14 protein-coding genes and 1 riboswitch are annotated in these 17,738 nt (G+C 49.6%); of the genes, 12 read left to right on the top strand and 2 right to left on the bottom strand.

Annotation, left to right across the window (positions count from 1 at the left end; all coding sequences use genetic code 11):
- Positions 1 to 91: 91 nt before the first annotated feature.
- Positions 92 to 421, top strand: coding sequence for a chaperone CsaA (csaA, locus tag ACFFK0_RS07290; protein ID WP_377469388.1), 330 nt, complete (start codon positions 92 to 94; stop codon positions 419 to 421).
- A 312-nt stretch (positions 422 to 733) separates the two neighbouring features.
- A complete protein-coding gene (locus ACFFK0_RS07285; RefSeq protein ID WP_377469387.1) occupies positions 734 to 2,395 on the top strand; it encodes a pectate lyase family protein in 1,662 nt (553 codons plus the stop codon).
- A 130-nt stretch (positions 2,396 to 2,525) separates the two neighbouring features.
- On the opposite strand, the gene ACFFK0_RS07280 is transcribed toward ACFFK0_RS07285, so the two are convergent.
- Complete coding sequence (locus ACFFK0_RS07280; RefSeq protein WP_377469386.1) at positions 2,526 to 3,548, bottom strand: LacI family DNA-binding transcriptional regulator; 1,023 nt, start codon at positions 3,546 to 3,548, stop codon at positions 2,526 to 2,528.
- A 148-nt stretch (positions 3,549 to 3,696) separates the two neighbouring features.
- On the opposite strand from ACFFK0_RS07280, the gene ACFFK0_RS07275 reads away from it, so the two are divergent.
- The 4 genes from ACFFK0_RS07275 to ACFFK0_RS07260 are packed head-to-tail and all read left to right on the top strand — an operon-like array spanning position 3,697 to position 8,773.
- A complete protein-coding gene (locus ACFFK0_RS07275; RefSeq protein WP_377469385.1) occupies positions 3,697 to 4,368 on the top strand; it encodes a cyclase family protein in 672 nt (223 codons plus the stop codon).
- A 16-nt stretch (positions 4,369 to 4,384) separates the two neighbouring features.
- On the top strand, positions 4,385 to 5,332 hold the full coding sequence (locus tag ACFFK0_RS07270; protein ID WP_377469384.1) for an aldo/keto reductase: 948 nt from the start codon (positions 4,385 to 4,387) through the stop codon (positions 5,330 to 5,332).
- Positions 5,329 to 6,342 carry a zinc-binding alcohol dehydrogenase family protein gene (locus tag ACFFK0_RS07265; protein ID WP_377469383.1) on the top strand — a complete coding sequence of 338 codons (1,014 nt, stop codon included), beginning with the start codon at positions 5,329 to 5,331 and terminating at the stop codon, positions 6,340 to 6,342. Before ACFFK0_RS07270 ends, ACFFK0_RS07265 begins: the two co-directional genes overlap by 4 nt.
- 40 nt (positions 6,343 to 6,382) lie before the next feature.
- Positions 6,383 to 8,773 carry a glycoside hydrolase family 95 protein gene (locus ACFFK0_RS07260; protein WP_377469381.1) on the top strand — a complete coding sequence of 797 codons (2,391 nt, stop codon included), beginning with the start codon at positions 6,383 to 6,385 and terminating at the stop codon, positions 8,771 to 8,773.
- 49 nt (positions 8,774 to 8,822) lie between these two features.
- Here the strand turns inward: ACFFK0_RS07260 and ACFFK0_RS07255 are convergent, their stop codons facing one another.
- Entirely contained in the window at positions 8,823 to 10,025 is a 1,203-nt protein-coding gene (locus ACFFK0_RS07255; RefSeq protein WP_377469380.1) for a multidrug effflux MFS transporter, read from the bottom strand.
- A 215-nt stretch (positions 10,026 to 10,240) separates the two neighbouring features.
- Positions 10,241 to 10,323, top strand: a riboswitch (cyclic di-GMP riboswitch).
- 95 nt (positions 10,324 to 10,418) lie between these two features.
- On the opposite strand from ACFFK0_RS07255, the gene ACFFK0_RS07250 reads away from it, so the two are divergent.
- From ACFFK0_RS07250 to ACFFK0_RS07225, 6 genes are all read left to right on the top strand, one after another.
- Positions 10,419 to 12,476, top strand: a complete 2,058-nt coding sequence (locus tag ACFFK0_RS07250; protein ID WP_377469379.1) for a methyl-accepting chemotaxis protein — start codon at positions 10,419 to 10,421, stop codon at positions 12,474 to 12,476.
- 66 nt (positions 12,477 to 12,542) lie between these two features.
- Positions 12,543 to 13,403 (top strand): acetolactate decarboxylase, encoded by an 861-nt coding sequence (budA, locus tag ACFFK0_RS07245; protein ID WP_377469377.1) that lies wholly within the window; start codon positions 12,543 to 12,545, stop codon positions 13,401 to 13,403.
- 383 nt (positions 13,404 to 13,786) lie between these two features.
- Positions 13,787 to 15,157 carry a DJ-1/PfpI family protein gene (locus ACFFK0_RS07240; RefSeq protein WP_377469376.1) on the top strand — a complete coding sequence of 457 codons (1,371 nt, stop codon included), beginning with the start codon at positions 13,787 to 13,789 and terminating at the stop codon, positions 15,155 to 15,157.
- Positions 15,158 to 15,376: 219 nt separating this feature from the next.
- Entirely contained in the window at positions 15,377 to 16,288 is a 912-nt protein-coding gene (locus tag ACFFK0_RS07235) for a DMT family transporter (protein ID WP_377469375.1), read from the top strand.
- A gap of 166 nt (positions 16,289 to 16,454) precedes the next feature.
- On the top strand, positions 16,455 to 17,285 hold the full coding sequence (locus tag ACFFK0_RS07230) for a hypothetical protein (RefSeq protein WP_377469374.1): 831 nt from the start codon (positions 16,455 to 16,457) through the stop codon (positions 17,283 to 17,285).
- On the top strand, positions 17,269 to 17,730 hold the full coding sequence (locus ACFFK0_RS07225; RefSeq protein ID WP_377469373.1) for a cadherin-like beta sandwich domain-containing protein: 462 nt from the start codon (positions 17,269 to 17,271) through the stop codon (positions 17,728 to 17,730). The genes ACFFK0_RS07230 and ACFFK0_RS07225 overlap by 17 nt, the downstream gene beginning before the upstream one ends.
- Positions 17,731 to 17,738 lie beyond the last annotated feature (8 nt).

The following is a 17,738-nucleotide window of genomic DNA, read 5'->3' as shown; positions in this document are numbered from 1 at the left end:
TTACCTAATAAATGTACGGCGTTATAAGGTATGCTTAGAAGACAATCCCGTGAACTTGGCTGCAGGCTGTTTTTCTAGGAGGTAAATGGATATGGCAACCATCGAGGACTTTACGAAACTCGACATTCGTGTGGGGACAATTGTTAAAGCTGAACTTTTTTCAAAAGCCAGAGTTCCCGCCATTAAGCTAGGAATCGATTTTGGTGAGTTAGGCATAAAAACCTCCAGCGCGCAGATAACCAGACGCTATGTGCCGGAGGACCTAATAGGAAGGCAAATAATTGGAATCGTCAATTTCCCGCCCAGACGTATCGCCGGGTTTGATTCAGAGGTGCTTGTCCTTGGCGGAACGCCGGAGGAGGGGGATGTCGTTCTTCTAAAGCCTGACGGCAAAGTGCCGGATGGTACGCAGGTCAGGTAACGATAACCGTTCATATTCGACGTCACACCAGCCATGGACTAGCGTTGAGCGCGAGCAGGGCAGAATGGACCGTCAAATGAGTGCTTCCCCCCATAGAATCATACCATACGCAATGCTATAATCCGTGTAATCATCTCCTTTTTCCCAATGAAGCGCATAACACCTATTAAACCGAGGCAGCTTCCGGATCTTGTTCGGAAATCGTTAAAGGGAAAATTGGAAACGCTTTTATTAAAGGGGGGCGACAATGATCAAAGGTGAGTGATACATAATGAGATTGCGGGGGAAAGTTCTTATTTGAAGGAGGAAAGTATGATGATGAGAAAAATCTTGAGCAGTTTGGTAATGGGAAGTCTTATGGTGACTTCATCTTATATGGCTGCAGGCAGTAACGTAGAGGCGGCAGTGATTACGTCAATCCCGAATACGAATAAGGTTGAAAAGAGATTCGATACCAGCTTTTTATCCGTTCCGGGCTATGCTTCTTTAGGGGTAAACGATAGAAGCCAATATGTGGGAACTCCTTATTATCGAACGGTTAGCAATGGAAGAGAGTTTTTACAGGCGATTCTGGATGCGAGCAAGGGAACTGTAAAAGTAATAGAAGTTACAGGTGATATTAACTTAGGATGGACTGAATTGGCTCTGGATTCAACGGAAAGGTCCAAGTACAGCTTTGTCTCCAATTATCCGAAACCATCGAACGGATTCACGAATCCGCTGTTGATCGCTTCCGGAGTATCGAAATTAAACATATCGAATGTAGATGGACTGACCATTTTCTCTACATCAGGCCAAACGATCCGCCATGCTGAAATCAAACTGCAGGCTTCAGCGAACGATATTGTGATAAGAAATCTCAAATTTGATGAAATGTGGCAGTGGGATGATTCCGGACAGCATAAAGAGGTTGGATGGTCATTTATTAAGGTAAATGGCGCGAACAATGTTTGGATCGACCATTGCAAGTTTACTATTGCTGCCGATGGAATGATTGACATGGAAAACGGCGCATCCAATGTAACATTTTCTTGGAATGAATTTGGATTAGAGGCGGATCAAAACCCGGATGTAACCAGTTCCGTATATCAGTCAATCCATTATATGGAGCAAAAGTATGCAGCAGGTACATTGAACCCGTCAACCAGCGTTTATTATAAAATGCGCAACGAAGGCGCCACGCCGAATGAGATTATGGCTTATGCGGCGTATCACTCGAAGGTTCATTTGGTAGGCTCCGGCGATAAGGATTATACGAACTATGTGAGTCCTGCCGGGGTCGAGGTCAAGGATGGAAATCAAAGGCTTCGCTTGACTATGGCGTACAATCGATATACGAATGTTGGACAACGTTTGCCGATGATTCGTCAAGGAACCGGGCATGTATTTAATAACTTTTTTGATAATTCGTCGCATCAGAGTGTATTGGATAGTGTATACGCGATCTCCAAGTATGGCGGAGATAAATTGGCGCGTGCAGTAAATGCAAGAAATGGCGCTTCGATTGCGGCAGACACAAATGTTTATAATGCTTTTAACGAACCTCTGATCGGTGCGGAACGTCAAGGTGACGATACAGGCAATATGAGCGCGCCATTTAATGAGTTGTTTAAAGATGCGATCAACCACAGCTTAATTGTCAATTCAAAAATTACGAACAGCAGCGGCTCTTACATCGGAAGCAGCTGGGACAATAATGGCGATAATTTGTTTACCAAGGGCTTCAAATGGTACGACAAATCGACAATTGGGAATTGGGCTTGGTCCTCCCATATCGTCGGGGTAGAAAATATGAGTAAAACGAATCCGCCAAGCACACCGTTTACCTTCACCTATGATTACAACGAGCAGCTGCCTTATGCCTATAAAACCGTTCCTCTAAACAGTGTTGTCCCCACTGTGGCACAATACGCCGGAATATCGAAAAAGGTTCGTTTCAGTGCTGCCGACTGGTTAAAAACAAACTATAATTGATGGCTATTGAGTTTCGAAGCAGAAAGCACAAAAGTTTGAACCGTTAGGCTCCGATACAAGTGAAGCATTGCATGACGAAGCATGCCCCACATCATCCCTTTGCGGATGGTGTCGGGGCATTTTTCTTAAATTAATCCTGTGCTCCTCTTCTTGATGTCGAGGTCCGGACCTTCAGCTCGGCGGGGAGAACGATCTTTCGCGTAGCCGCCGGCGCTTCGTTCTGAATCCGTTCGATCAAGAGCTGCATGCCGATATACCCCATGTCGTAGGCAGGCTGTTTCGCTACCGTCAAGAACGGGTTATAGTCCGGAATGATATCCGGGTCGTCGAAGCAGGTGACGGAAATATCTTCCGGTACTCGAATGCCGAGGGAACGTAAGGCGCGTAACGTATTCACTCCGATGAAATTATTGGCTGCGACTATAGCCGTGGGCCGCTCATTTTCCCGAAGCGATAAGAATTTGGAGATGATTTCGTCCAAGTTGTCCTGCTTGAAATGGGTTTCGATCATGTATCGCGGATTCGGCTGAATCCCCGACAAAATCAACGTGTCCCGGAAAGCCTGAGCCCGCTCGCGTGCATTCGACAAATAGGCGGGGCCATTAATCAAGCCAATGCGTTCGTGACCAAGCTCTATAAGGTGTTGAACCAGCTCGCGGGTTGTGTTCAAGTTATCCCCGGTAATCGAATCGGCGGGTACCGAATCGACCGTTCGGTCTACATAGACAAAGGGGATTCTTCGTTTCACTAGCCTCTTCATATTCGCGGCGGAATCGTCGCTGGACGGTACAATCAATGCGCCGTCTACACCGCTGGACATGAGCATGTTGATGTACATGGCCTCTTTGTCCTTATTCTCGTCCGTGTTCCCTAATATTACCTGGTATCCAAGCTGCAGCGCCTTATCTTCCGCTCCCCGTGCAATATTCGTGAAGAATGGGTTGGATATATCCGGAATGACAAGCGACACGAGCTTGGTCTCCTTTGAGGTAAGACTGCGTGCCTGCTTGTTCGGTACATATTCAAGTTCTCGGATGGCTTCTTCCACTTTCAACCTCGTCGATTCTTTGATGGAAGGCGAATTATTGATCACGCGGGACACTGTCATCGGCGAGACGTTGGCCTTCTTGGCTATATCGTAGATGGTTACCATCACCAAGCATCCTTTCAAGCTCTATTCATTCATAATGGTACAACGGCGATAGTATTTCAAGTCCGGAACCGTTGACCTTTAAGAATGAGCTGTGATACTATTTTGTTACCGATAACAAAATAATACCAAGGAAAGGGGTGTGATGTCCATGTCCATAACGATCAAATCCATGATCGACTTATCCCAGGAGGTTTATCACAACTGTCCGGTGCTGCCGGAATTTGATCCGCCCAAGATCGATTATTTGCGGGTAGGGCCAAGGGACGGTTGGACGGTGGAGCAAATCACCATGAACTTGCATACGGCAACGCATATGGATGCGCCGGCCCACATGGCTGATTTCCGAAAGACGTTGGACGAGTTTCCCGTAGAGCGCTTTCAAGGACGGTTGGTCTTGATTACGCTAACGGATAAAGCGCCTAATGAGCCGGTTACCGTAGACGATCTGCTGCCTTATGCGGAGCTGTTTACGGAAGAATCCGTCGTTTTTTTACATACAGGCTGGGGGGGAAAACGGGCCTGGACCAAGGAATTTATTTTCCAGTCTCCTTATTTATCCAACGAAGCGGCGCAGTTCCTGGCGGACCGTAATATCCGCGGCATCGGCATCGATCATTTCAGTATTGGCGGCACGGGCCCGGAGAACGAAGAAACACACAGGATTTTGCTTCGTGCCGGCATGTGGATTGCCGAGGGCCTCGATCTGGCGCATCCCGGGCTAGCGGAGGGCGATTGGCATGTCATGGCGCTTCCGGTAAAAATCCGGGAGAGCAGCGGCGCTCCGGCAAGAATTGTAGCCTTCCAATGGGACCATCCATAAGAATCGAGGGGAACTAATGAAATATCGTAAGCTCGGCAAAACCGGACTCGATGTGTCGGTACTAAGCTTCGGCGCCTCATCGCTCGGTTCCGTATTCCATCCGACCGATGACAAGGAAGGGATACGCACGGTCCATGAAGCCGTGAATCGGGGGATCAATTATATCGATGTGTCTCCTTATTACGGCTTATTGAAGGCCGAGACGGTACTCGGTCAGGCGCTGCTGGACATTCCTAGAGATAACTACATTCTTAGCACGAAAGCCGGCCGATATGGTGCCGATCAGTTTGATTTCTCTTATGACCGGATCATTCGAAGCGTGGAAGAAAGTATGGCCCGCCTGCATACGGATTATATCGATATTCTTTTCTTGCACGATATTGAGTTTGGAGACATGAACCAGATTTTTGAAGAAGCGATCCCGGCCCTGGAACAATTGAAGAAGCAAGGCAAGATCCGATTTACGGGAATATCCGGTCTGCCGCTTAGCATTTTCCAATCGGTGCTTTCCCAACAGCCGGTCGACGTGATTTTATCGTATTGCCATTATTCTCTGAATGATGATTCTCTGCTCGAGCTCCTTCCGCTGCTCCATGAAAAGGGCACCGGACTGGTCAATGCTTCCCCTCTGTCGATGGGGCTGTTATCCGGTAACGAGCTGCCAGCTTGGCATCCGGCAACGCCGCTCATTCGCCAAGCTTGCAAGGAAGCGTTCGATTACTGCTCCTCCATCGGGGTGTCACTGCCCAAGCTCGCCATCCAATTTGCAGTAGGCAACGAGAGCATCCCGACGACGCTGGTGAGCACCTCTAAGCCGGAAACCATATTGTCGAACATCGCTTATGCGCTCGAAGAGCCGGATATCGATGTCATTCGACAAGTTCGCCGTATACTTGAACCCATTCAGCGGTTATCTTGGCCCAGCGGAAAGCCGGAATACAACACGGGGGTGCGCGTAGAATGAGATGCATCGTTTGTGAAGAACCGAATCGGTTGGTGATGAAGGAGGTCGGCGTTCCCGTTCCAGGTCCGGGGGAGGCGCTCATTCGCATCGTGCGGGTCGGAATTTGCGGTACGGATCTGCACGCATACAAAGGAAATCAGCCTTATTTCGTCTATCCCCGGGTGCTTGGACATGAGCTGTCGGCCGTTGTCGCGGAGATCGCCGATAACGATCTTGGTATCTCCGTTGGGGACCTTGTCAGTGTCATTCCGTACATCCACTGCGGGTCGTGTATCGCATGCCGGAACGGCAAGACGAATTGCTGCACGAAAATGAGCGTGATTGGCGTTCATCAAGACGGGGGCATGCGTGAATATATGTCGGTTCCGATCGGGCATCTGATTCGCGCCGAAGGACTGACCCCCGACCAGGCTGCCATCGTCGAATGCTTGAGCATCGGGGCTCACTCGGTTCGGGTTGCCGGCATTCGTCCGGGAGACTTCGTGCTCGTAATTGGCGCGGGCCCCATCGGTCTCGGAACCATGAAGTTCGCCAAGCTGGCCGGCGCGAAGGTGATCGCTATGGATATGAACGAAGTGCGGCTGAAATTTTGCCAAACATGGGCGCCTGCCGACTATATCGTAAATGTGAAGAACGACCCGCTCAAGGAAGTGGAGGCTATCACCGGGGGGGACTTCCCTACGGCCGTTCTCGATGCAACCGGTAACGTCAAATCGATGGAGAACGCGCTCAATTATGTGTCCCATGGCGGCAGACTCGTATATGTAGGGCTGGTCAAATCCGATATCACGTTCCACGATCCGGATTTCCACAAGCGCGAGATGGCGATTATGGGCAGCCGGAATGCGCTTCGTGAAGATTTTGTCCAAGTGATCGAGAGTATTCGTCAAGGAGCAATAGACACAGGGGCATTCATAACTCACCGTGCGGATTTCAACGAAATGATCGGGCAGTACGACACCTGGCTTCGTCCTGAGACCGGCGTGATTAAAGCGGTTGTGAAGCTGTAGATCATTTAGTGAACTAAAGGTTGTAGGAGAGTGAGTACTGGTGAGTAATGACCATGTTATACAGTTTCATACCCCTGCCGTTTATTGGACGGAAGCGCTGCCTGTCGGCAACGGCAGACTCGGCGCGATGATCTTCGGCGGTGTTGAGCGAGAACGCATCGCCTTAAACGAAGATACGCTTTGGTCGGGATACCCGACGAATTGGAATAACCCGGGAGCAAGGGAAGCACTGCCGAAAGTAAGGCAGCTCATCGCAGAACAAAGATACAAAGAAGCGGATCAGCTCTGCAAAACCATGATGGGACCCTATACGCAATCGTACTTGCCGCTCGGCGATCTGCATATCGTCATGGAGCACGGACAAAGCCGTCGCGGTTATGAAAGAAAGCTTGAGCTTTCTACCGGCATCGCGACCGTTGCTTATGACGTTGGCGGTGTTCGGTACACCCGGGAAATATTCGCGTCGCATCCGGATCAAGCCATTGTCGTCCGTTTCACGGCAAGCCAAGAGGGGGTTCTCAGTTTCCGTGCCAAGCTGGATAGTCCGCTCCGATTCTCCTCGAAGCTCGAATCGGATCACTATACGATATCAGGCACAGCGCCGGAGCATGTCGCACCGAATTACTGCCATGTGGACAATCCTATACGTTACGGCAACCCGGAGACGTCCAAAAGCTTGAAATTCCACGGACGTCTTGCTGCGGTGCATGAAGGCGGAAGCATGAAGGTCGATGCGGATGGCGTGCAAATCGTCGGAGCAACGAGCGCGACACTGTATTTCTGCGCAGCGACATCGTTCGATTCCAGTGTTGGGGCGAGCAGCTCCAACCGCGTGCCGGCACATGTAACCGCTGAAGCGATTCAGACTATTCTCAAGAAGAAGTATGAGGAGATTCGGAAGCAACATATTGAGGATCATCGAAGCCTATATGACAGGGTTGAGCTTCGTTTGGGGGGAAGCAGGGCTCCGCAGGATTTGCCTACGGACCGGCGAATTGCCGAATACGGAAGCAGCGATCCGGGACTCGTCGAGCTCTTATTCCACTACGGACGTTACCTGATGATCGCCAGCTCGCGCCCGGGCTCGCAGCCTGCCAATCTGCAAGGAATCTGGAATGAGGAAACCCGGGCACCCTGGAGCAGCAATTACACGCTTAATATTAATGCAGAGATGAATTACTGGCCGGCGGAGACTTGCAACATGGCTGAGCTGCATGAGCCGCTGCTTGATTTTATCGGCAGGTTAGCCGTTAACGGCAAGAAGACCGCAGAAGTGAATTACGGAGCAAGTGGGTGGGTAGCGCACCACAATTCCGATTTATGGGCTCAGACGGCGCCTGTCGGCGATTTTGGTCACGGGGACCCGGTATGGGCGCTTTGGCCGCTCGGCGGCGCGTGGCTGTCCCAGCATTTATGGGAGCATTATGCCTTTAGCGGGAACGAAGCATTTTTGCGGGATACGGCATACCCGATCATGAAGGAAGCCGCACGATTTTGTTTGGATTGGCTCATTCCGAATCAAGACGGTTATTGGATAACGTCGCCTTCCACCTCTCCGGAGCATAAATTCAAAATCGGAGATCAACACTATGCGGTAAGCTCCGCAACGACGATGGATTTAGCATTGATCGGAGAATTGTTCGATATCTGCATCCAATCGGCGCAAACGCTTCAGACGGATGAATCATTTGCGGAAACCTTGCTTGAAACGAAGGAAAGGCTGCTTCCGCTGCAAATCGGCAAGAGCGGTCGACTGCAGGAGTGGTCCGAGGACTTCGAGGACGAAGATGTGCATCATCGCCACGTTTCCCATCTGGTAGGCGTCTATCCGGGGCGGCTTATTACGGAGCGTTCTGCTCCCGAGCTCTTCCAGGCAGCCAAGACATCGCTTGAGATCCGGGGAGACGGGGGGACAGGGTGGAGTCTGGGCTGGAAAATTGGTTTATGGGCCAGATTCAAGGACGGCAATCGTGCCGAGCGGCTGATCTCCAATTTGTTGACACTCGTGAAGGCGGACGAACCGCTGAACGCTCACAAAGGCGGCGTATATGCCAACTTGTTTGATGCGCATCCTCCCTTCCAGATCGACGGCAACTTTGCGGCGACGGCGGGCATTGCCGAGCTGCTGCTGCAATCTCATCAAGGATATCTGGAGCTTCTGCCGGCATTGCCGGATGCTTGGAAGGACGGTTATGTCAAAGGGCTGCGCGGAAGAGGCGGATACGAGGTTGATTTGGAGTGGACGAACGGTGTATTGTCAGCCGCGGTAATCACGGCTTCAATCACACGGACCTGCGAAGTATCTGCAAAGCATAAGATCAAGATCGCTCAAGGGGATCAAGAAGTGGAGTGGTCCAGTACGGAGAACGGGCGAATCCGATTCCGCGCTGAAAGCGGCAAAACGTACGTCATAGCGACGGTAAATGCTTAACTTAGGATGAGGTCAATCGGATTTTTCCGGTTGGCCTATTCTGAATTCGCTACAAGAAGTCAGTTCTCTTGGCTGGTTTGGTCAGTCCGATATAAGAAATAATGGCCAACAAGCTGGCTGTGAACAAAATGATTCCGAAGGGGACGGCAGAATGCTCTCCGGCGATTCCCACAAGCGGGGAGGTTACGGCGCCGAAAATAAAGGGAATGACACCCAGCAGTGCGGCGGCGCTGCCTGCTATGTGCCCTTGCGACTCCATGGCCAGCGGAAAAGCAGCTGCTCCCGAGACGCCGAACGATGAGATAAACAAGAGGAGCGGTATGACTAGAGCAAGTAAGGATCCATGAGATAGAACTACAATGAGGACCGCAGTGCTTGTGATGAAAGCCGATGTCAGACCGATCTGATGAATTCGACGTCCTGCCACTCGTCCAGCCAGTCGCTTCACTAACTGGGCTCCTAAAAATAAAGCAATCCCATTCATAGCAAACAGCAGAGAGAATACTCCAGGCGACACCCCGTAAATGTTCTGATAGATAAAGGATGTCCCGGAAATGTAGGCAAAGATGCCCGTGAACAAAAATCCTTGAGTAAGGGCATACCCCATAAACATTCGGTCCTGCAGCAAGGCTTTGAAGTTTCTCAAAATGACCATAAAGTTACCGGAAACACGCCGTTCTGCAGGCAAGGTTTCCTTGAGTCCCCACTTTGCTACGATGAATAAAAAAATACCCTGAAGCGCCAGCAGGAGAAACAACCCCTTCCAAGGGGCGAAAGAGATGACGACGCTCCCTGCAATCGGTGCAAGCAAGGGAGCGACATTGCCAATCATCGCAAGGAGAGAATAAAACTTCGTCAATTCAACCCCGCTGAACGAATCGCGGACGATGGCGTTCGAAACCGTCCCGGCTGCTACGGCAAATCCTTGGATAAACCGGAAAGCAATGAAGATCAACATATTCGGTGCAAAAGCACAGCCGATCGAGGCTAAGATATAGAGCGTCATAGCAATCATCAATGGCCTGCGTCTTCCGTAAACATCGCTTAATGACCCCATTACAATCTGTCCCAAGGCTAACCCTATCAGGCACGAAGTTAAGCTCGCCTGAATCGTGGAAGCGTCTGTATGAAAGAACCTCATCATTTCTGGAAAAGCCGGAAGATACATGTCAAAGCTTAGGGGCCATAATGTTGAGAAAGCCGCTAACATTAGGGCAAACCGAACCGGGATTTTTGTCGTATTGGTATTCATCTATTTAAACCTCCTATGCTGCAAATGGGCATAATAAAGATAGTATCATGCAAAACTCGGTTACGGAATGGAAAAAACCGCGAAGCTTTTGTCAAAATCGAATCCGTTAAATTCGAAATAATTCGACAAATTGCTTCATGATTGACAAAAAATTGAATATCATATATCCTAAGTCCTGTGCTTGAATACCTACACAACTAAAATAAGCAAATTCCTAATGATAATGGCAAACTCATCGAAAGATAAGGACGCAAAGCTACGGGTCTAAGGCGCAAGCTATGACAGCCGGGCTACCAAAAGGGGTTCAAAGACCCTTTTTCCAAGGGTCTTTTTTTGTGTCTATTTTTAACAGATGAGGAAGGAAACGAATGATTTTTAAACACGGAGGTTTACATGAATAACGTAGTCATTGGGCCTAAACGCACAAGCAAACATGGTGAAACAAGGCGTTTCGGCATATCGCAGAAGTTTTTCCTGCTCTTTCTCACTTTGGGTTTAGTTCCAAGCGCACTGGTCGGTACAGTGACCTATCAGTCTTCAGCCAAAGCGTTAAAGGACGAGTTGACGGTACAATCCCACAAAGAGGTCGCCACCGCAAACAGTATTGTTGATAGGGTAGTCATCCCTGTCGAGAAAGATGTCGAAATATTGTCGAAGACCTTCGAGGCCAGTACATATGTCAAAATGACCAAGGATCCCGCAACCAACTTATCTACCAACGACCAAATAACCAAGATCTTGAAGACTTTCAAGGCGTCCCATGGGGATGACACGGAGGTTATCGGGTTCGCTAGAGTGGATGGGGCCTTCGCTATGGAGCCTCCGAGCCCGTTAGCCAATGACTTCGATGCCAGGACTAGAGTGTGGTATAAAGCGGCAATGGAAAATAAGGGTAAAGTCATTATTTCGGACCCTTACGTATCGGCAGCCAGCAAGAATACGGTTGTATCGATCGCCCGCACTACAGAGAATGGCGACGCAATGGCTGTTGTGAATTTATCGTTGAAGAAGTATTTAACCGATACGGTAAATACACAGAAGATTGGAACCGAGGGGTATGTCTTTATCGTTGACAAAACCAATAAGGTTCTTACTCATCCGGGCATAGCTGCAGGCACAGATCTCTCGGACTCTGTATTCAAGGATTCCTTTTCCCAACCGTCCGGAAGCATACATGTCAAGCTTGATGCCGGTCCTGCAAATGTACGGTGGACAACCAACCAGGAGACGGGTTGGAAGATCTATGGGGTTCTGTATGATGCGGAGCTGGATAAGCTAACGAGAACCGTTTTTTGGACTACGATAGGAATGGTTATTGTAACGGCTATTGTAGCATTCTTGTTAATGTATTGGATAAATAGAGTGTTCATTAGCCCGATTATGAAGGTGACAAAGTCAGCAGGCGTTCTGGCATCCGGAGATTTGACCGTTAGCGATGTGAACGTGAAGAACGAAGATGAAATCGGTGATTTGGCGAAAGCCTTTAATAATCTTGCCAACCATTTACGTGTGATCGTTGGCAGCCTCGCTTCCGGCGTTAAAGAGATGAATACTGTTTCCGAGACGTTAAATCAGTCCTCGGCAGACGTTCAAATGTCGGCGACCAAGATTTCAGAGGTGAGCCATCGTGTTTCTTCCGGAGCACGCACACAAACCGAAGCGACCGGCGAAATTGCCAGGGCGCTCCAAGAAAATACGATCTCGATTAGCACCGTAGCGGCAAGCGCTTCTGAAATCGGAATGATTTCCGAGCAAACCAACAAAAAAGCCTTATCCGGGACCGAGACCGTAGCCCAAACCGTGGGACAGATGTCGGCCATTGATTCCGCCGTTTTGAAATCGTCCGAAGTCGTGGACGTGCTGTCCAGGAAGTCCGCTGAGATCAACAAGTTCGCAATTTTAATTGCAGAAATCGCACAGCAAACCAATCTCCTGGCTCTGAACGCCAGTATCGAAGCTGCCAGGGCAGGAGAACATGGGGCTGGGTTTTCAGTAGTAGCGAATGAGGTTAAGAAGCTGGCTGTACAATCCTCCGAATCGGCCAAAGAAATCAGTCGTGTTATCGGTGAAGTGAATGCGGATATTACGGGAGTAGTCGGTTCCTTGCAGAAAGCGAAAGAGGAGGCGGCTTTGGGAGTGAGCTTAAGCTCCGGAGTCGAGAGTCTGTTTAACTCCATTCAACAGGACATGGCCCTTATGAATGATGAGATACAAAATTTGAGTGCAGTTTCACAACAAATGGCGGCATCCGCAGAGGAGATCAGCGCTTCGGTTGAAGAACTGTCAAGCATCTCTAAAGATTCAGCCGTTGACTCTAATGTAGTATTGGAAACTACAGAACGACAGAAAGATGTGATCGCTGCTTTAAGCACTGTCGTAGACTCCGTTGCCAAAACGGCAAAAACTTTGGAAGACACGGTTAAACAATTCAAGATCGATGAAGCTGAATAACCCGCATCGGTAGTTGGGCCAACGCCTTTCTATAAATTAGACATCTCGGTAGGAGGTTCATGGAGTATGAACAAAAAATTTCTCGTTTCTTCCGTAGCTGTGCTTGCTGTAGCATCGGTTACAACCATTTCAGCATTTGCAGCGGAGAAAGACGCAACAGCAGCTAAACCCGCTAAGGCGGTTGAGCAGAGCCAAGACAAGGGAGCAAACAAAAAGGATAACACCCTTTTTCAATACTCCACGATCAACGCGCTGATGCAAGGTCAGTTTGACGGAGAACTCTCCCTTGGAGAGGTTGCCAAACACGGAGATACCGGTCTTGGAACATTCAACGGCGTAAACGGTGAGCTGACCCAGATTGACGGCAAATTTTACCGCTTCGACAACGACGGACATTTTGAAGAAGTAGGAAAGGACGAGCTGACTCCTTTCGTTTCTTCTGTAAAGTTCCAGTCTGAAAAGACGATCGAAGTAGGCACCATCAATGATATCACGGAGCTTACAGCAATCCTTGCAAATAACATTGATAAGAAGAACAACTTCTATGCCTTCAAAGTTCACGGAACCTTCAATTACCTGAAAGCTCGTTCCGAACCGAAACAGGAGAAGCCTTTCAAGACGCTTCCGGAAGTATTAGCGAATCAATCGATTTGGGAATATGAGAATGTAACCGGTACGTTGGTTGTATTCTATACGCCTAACTATGCTGCAATGTTCAACGTTCCTGGCTACCACTACCACTTTGTGAGCGATGACCGTGCAATTGGCGGACATATCCTCAACCTGAAGATGCAAAGCGGTACGGCGGAGATCGATTCCATCGGAAATCTTGAAGTCCAGCTGCCTCAAACTCCGGAATTCAATTCCACCGACTTGACGCAAGTTGACCCGCAAGATGTTCACGATGTAGAAACTGATCCGCAATAATAACAACATTTTAAAGAAGAGGCTGTCCTAGTCGAAGGTGACTAGGGCAGCCTCTTTGCAATTGCCAAGGTTTATTTTCTCGTAGAATTGGTCGATCCTACTCGGCAAAGCGGAGTCCACCGCCTCAAAACTTCTGCATGTCCTCTTTCAATTGTTTGACTTCTTCTCTATAATCCGATACCCATTTTTGATATTCAGGGAGCTTTCTCGCAAACTGCAACAGAGTGAGAAGTCCGTCCCTGCCATTTTGCATGCCTTCTTTATACTTAGTTGCGTGATGTACGCAAAATTTTGCGTATATGCGGCTAATTTATGCGCGAAACGAAAGCTTTTGAAAGGATATGATGGATTCAGAAACGAAACATGCAGAGGAGAGGGAGCAAATGTTAAAAGGACTGTTAAGAGCAATTGTTTTTGTACTAACGGTAGTCATCGTTTTTCTTTCAATCAGTATTTCGGGCTTGGCCCATTCACAAAATCAATTTTGGAACTCATTACGCAAGGACCCGGTTCCTTCATTGGACGGACTACAAAAACCTGCACATCATTCCAATAAACCAACCATTGCGGTGTTGCTGGGAAATGAAATTACAGAAGGATTGGATTTTACCATTCCGTATCAGATTTTCTCCATGACCGGGGCTTATAATGTATACGCTGTCGCAGAGGATACCAATGTCCGGTCATTATCCGGCGGCGTTGATGTCATCCCTCACTATTCGTTTAAGGAATTGGATGATTTGCTCGGCGGACATCCGGAATTGATCGTCATTCCTTATATGAGTATGAAAGATACGCAAACATTTCAACCTATCCGGGATTGGATCCTGAAGCATAAAGATACCAGCATACTCAGCATTTGCGCCGGTTCGGATGCCTTGGCTTCTACGGGGTTATTGGACGGCAAAACGGGTGCGACGCATTGGCAAACGATGTCGCTGCTGACCCGGAAGTACCCGCAAGTGAATTGGGTGGAAGATCAACGGTATGTCATCAATGATGGCGGGAAAATGGTTTCGTCCGCAGGCATCTCTTCAGGAATCGATGCTTCGCTGTACGTCATCTCGCAAAAGCTTGGTGAACCAACGGCACGGAAGATTGCGGATGAGCTGAAGTATCCTTCGTATCATTTTGTCCAAAACCCCAAGGTAGATCCGTTTAAAATGGACATGAAATATACGACGTATGTGTTGAACAATGCCTTTCAGTGGAATGAAAAGAAGATCGGTGTTTACCTGTATAACGGTGTAGAGGAAATGGCTATTGCGTCTGTCTTCGATATTTATTCCGATACGGGCACCACACGGGCTTTCGCCATATCCCAACACAAGCAGCCTGTCATCTCGAAAAATGGTCTGATCCTGCTATCCCGATATTCGATGGAGAATCCTCCCTCTGTTGATAAAATGATTGTTCCAGGAAAACAGGCGGAAGCACTCGCAGCTGAAGATATGAGAAAGTGGAAAGAAAACGGGGGCGGGGCACCTGTTCAGTTTATTCACAGCGGCTCTATGGAACGATTCCTGTTTGAAATCCAGCTGGAGGACTTAGCCAAGGAAGAGGATATACTTACGGCCAAGCATGCAGTAAAACGACTTGAATTTAGGGCTGCCGACTTCCAGCTGGAGGGAAAGCCATTCCCGGTTGAAACCTATGTATGCCTCATCATAACCGTAGCCATCTCTCTAGGAACAGCTCTGTTGATTGATCGAAGATTCATGGTCAGAAGGAAGACAACCAGGACGAGCGGATGACACCCGTCGGATCGTGTCAAAGTAGTAATCGTAAAATGAAATCATACCTTGGATATGTAGTGGGGGGCTGCGGCCCTCCTCTTTCTTTTAATGTTCAACAAATGGACAGGAAAGCAAGTTAACCTGTGGTATATAATTGAGAAGAGCCGACCGCGTTGAAGCAGTGATGCTGAGCGGGAGGAGGGGAACCAATTTAGACAACGAGGAGAACGAAATGTTATGCCAGATCGTACGATACTTGTTAAACTATGGGTTGTTTCCCTGCTTTGGGGAGGTAACTATGTAGCGAGCGCGTATATGCTGCGCGATTTCTCTCCGATTTTTCTTTCTTTTGCGCGCTTGGTTGTCATGTCGCTCTTCCTTATTTCGGTAGCGATCATTAATGGATCGATCCGGAAGCCGACGATACGCGAGTGGGGATTACTATTGATGGCCGGCATTACCGGCACGCTGATCAACCAGCTGTTTTATTTTACCGGCCTGCAGGGATCGACGGCGGGGAATGCCGCGCTGATCATTGCGCTGTCCCCAATCGCCACGACGCTGCTGTCGCGTCTTTTCCTTAAGGAGATCATCACCGGGCAGAAGCTGGCCGGGGCCATCGTTGCGCTCATCGGCGTCGTATGCATTGTCGTGTTCGGCGGCAAGCAGCTGGGCATTTCCCATTGCGACGTCTATTTGCTCGCAGCAATGCTGGGTATGTCGGTCAGCCTGCTGTTCATCCGCAAACTGACGGCGGCGATGACGTCGTACGAGGTGACGATCTACTCCACAGTGATTGGCACCATCCTCATGTCGCCGGCCGTCGCGGTAGAAGCGCTGAACGGCAACCTGCACGCAAGCCATCAAGTGCTCACATGGTTGCTGCTCGTCTGCGTCGCCGTTATCGGCCAAGGACTGGCGGGATTCTGGTGGAATCAAGGCATCGCGGCAGCCGGGGCGTCCATGAGTGCCATGTTCATGAACATCCCGCCGTTCATCGCGATCATCGTCGGCCATTTCGTGCTGGGTGACCCGATCCTGCTTGCACAGCTAGGCGGCGGCGCGCTGATTCTGTTTGGCGTTGCGATCACAAACATGAGGCGGCGGCCACGCGGGCCTGAGGCAGGCTTGGGCGTCAAGGGCGCTTAATAACAGAGTCGCCGGAATTGATCGGAATCACAGCGGCAGAGAAACAGTCCTTGGCTACCAAGGGCTGTTTCGTTTTTGAAGCATAAGTTTGCCACAGAGGAAAATATCGAAAGAAGTCGAATATAGGTACATAGATAGGTAGAAGCGACCCATCGGAGGGGTACCCATGTTCATCCAGACCCAAATTGACATTCCTCAAGTTCGCAAATCCCTGGTATCCAGGCCGAGCCTAATCGGCAAGTTGAGCGAGGGCTTGGGGTCCAAGCTGACGCTTGTTTCCGCTCAAGCCGGTTACGGCAAAACGACGGCGCTCGCCACATGGGCGAAACAGTGCGGCGCTCCGGTGGCGTGGGTCTCCTTGGATAAGCTGGACAGCGATTGGTCTCCGTTCTGGGACTGCGTATTGTCTTCCATTCGAGGGAGAGTTCCAGGTTTCGGCGTAAAGCTGGGATTTCTGCTGGATATGGAGTCCCCGGCGTCATTCGAGCCGGGGATATCGGCGCTTCTGAACGAGCTGAATCAACTGGAGCACCTCCTTGTCCTCGTTCTGGATGATTACCATGTCATCGATGTTCCCGCCAATATCTCCAAATTATGGGGAGACGGAGATTGGAACAAAGCTTTGCGCCGAGCCGAGCAAGCGGAGCAACGCTTCGAAGCTCTCAAAGATGTCATTCCGGAGCAGGAATGGAAGCAGTTAATGGGCAATCTGTATTATTTCTGCGGCATCATCTGCTATTTGCAGCGGAATTTGACCCGAGCGTCCCATAATTTCGAGCTGCTCGATCATGATTTGCCGGAAGGAAGCAGCTTTCAGAACTTTGGCAGCAATCGGTACCAGGACTATGATCATTTCACGGATCTTCTTTCTCTAAACCATGATCTTCAGCATGAACGGTTTGTTCAAGACGACCTATACTTTGACGGTGACGCGAGCCGGCAAGTACGAGCTGAGCGGGCTTGCGCTGTCAAGCGGCAGCATGAGCCCTGCATTTAGCCCGAGCCGAGATGGCTATCAAGCTCTGGTAGACGGCAACGTGGACCAAATCACGGTTACACCGACGGTACCCGACAGCAGTGCCAAGGTGACCGTAAACGATATGGAGGTATCAAACGGATCGCCGTCGAGCCCGATCGCATTGAAGCCAGGCAGCAACTCCATCAACGTGCTGGTGAAGGCGCCGGATCGTACAGAGAAGCGGTACGTTGTGAATCTGGTCCGTGATATCAAACCCGATTTGAGCGGACTTACGCTGTCGAACGGCACATTGACTCCGCCATTTGGCACGGTAGGGATCCGACCGTCTTTGAGTAATATTATTATAGGAACCTCTTCCAGTTGGAGCGGCGCTCCGGTTACTGTGACCATAACGGACTATACGGCAAGCGTAGACAACAGAGTGACCAGCATCACGGTTACGCCGACGGCTGCATATAGGTGATCCGGCCC

It is taken from the genome of Paenibacillus chartarius (assembly GCF_042432825.1).
Classification (GTDB): Bacteria; Bacillota; Bacilli; order Paenibacillales; family NBRC-103111; genus Gordoniibacillus; species Gordoniibacillus chartarius.
Note: the sequence above shows the minus strand (reverse complement) of the source record. Positions and strands in the feature narration are given on the sequence as shown.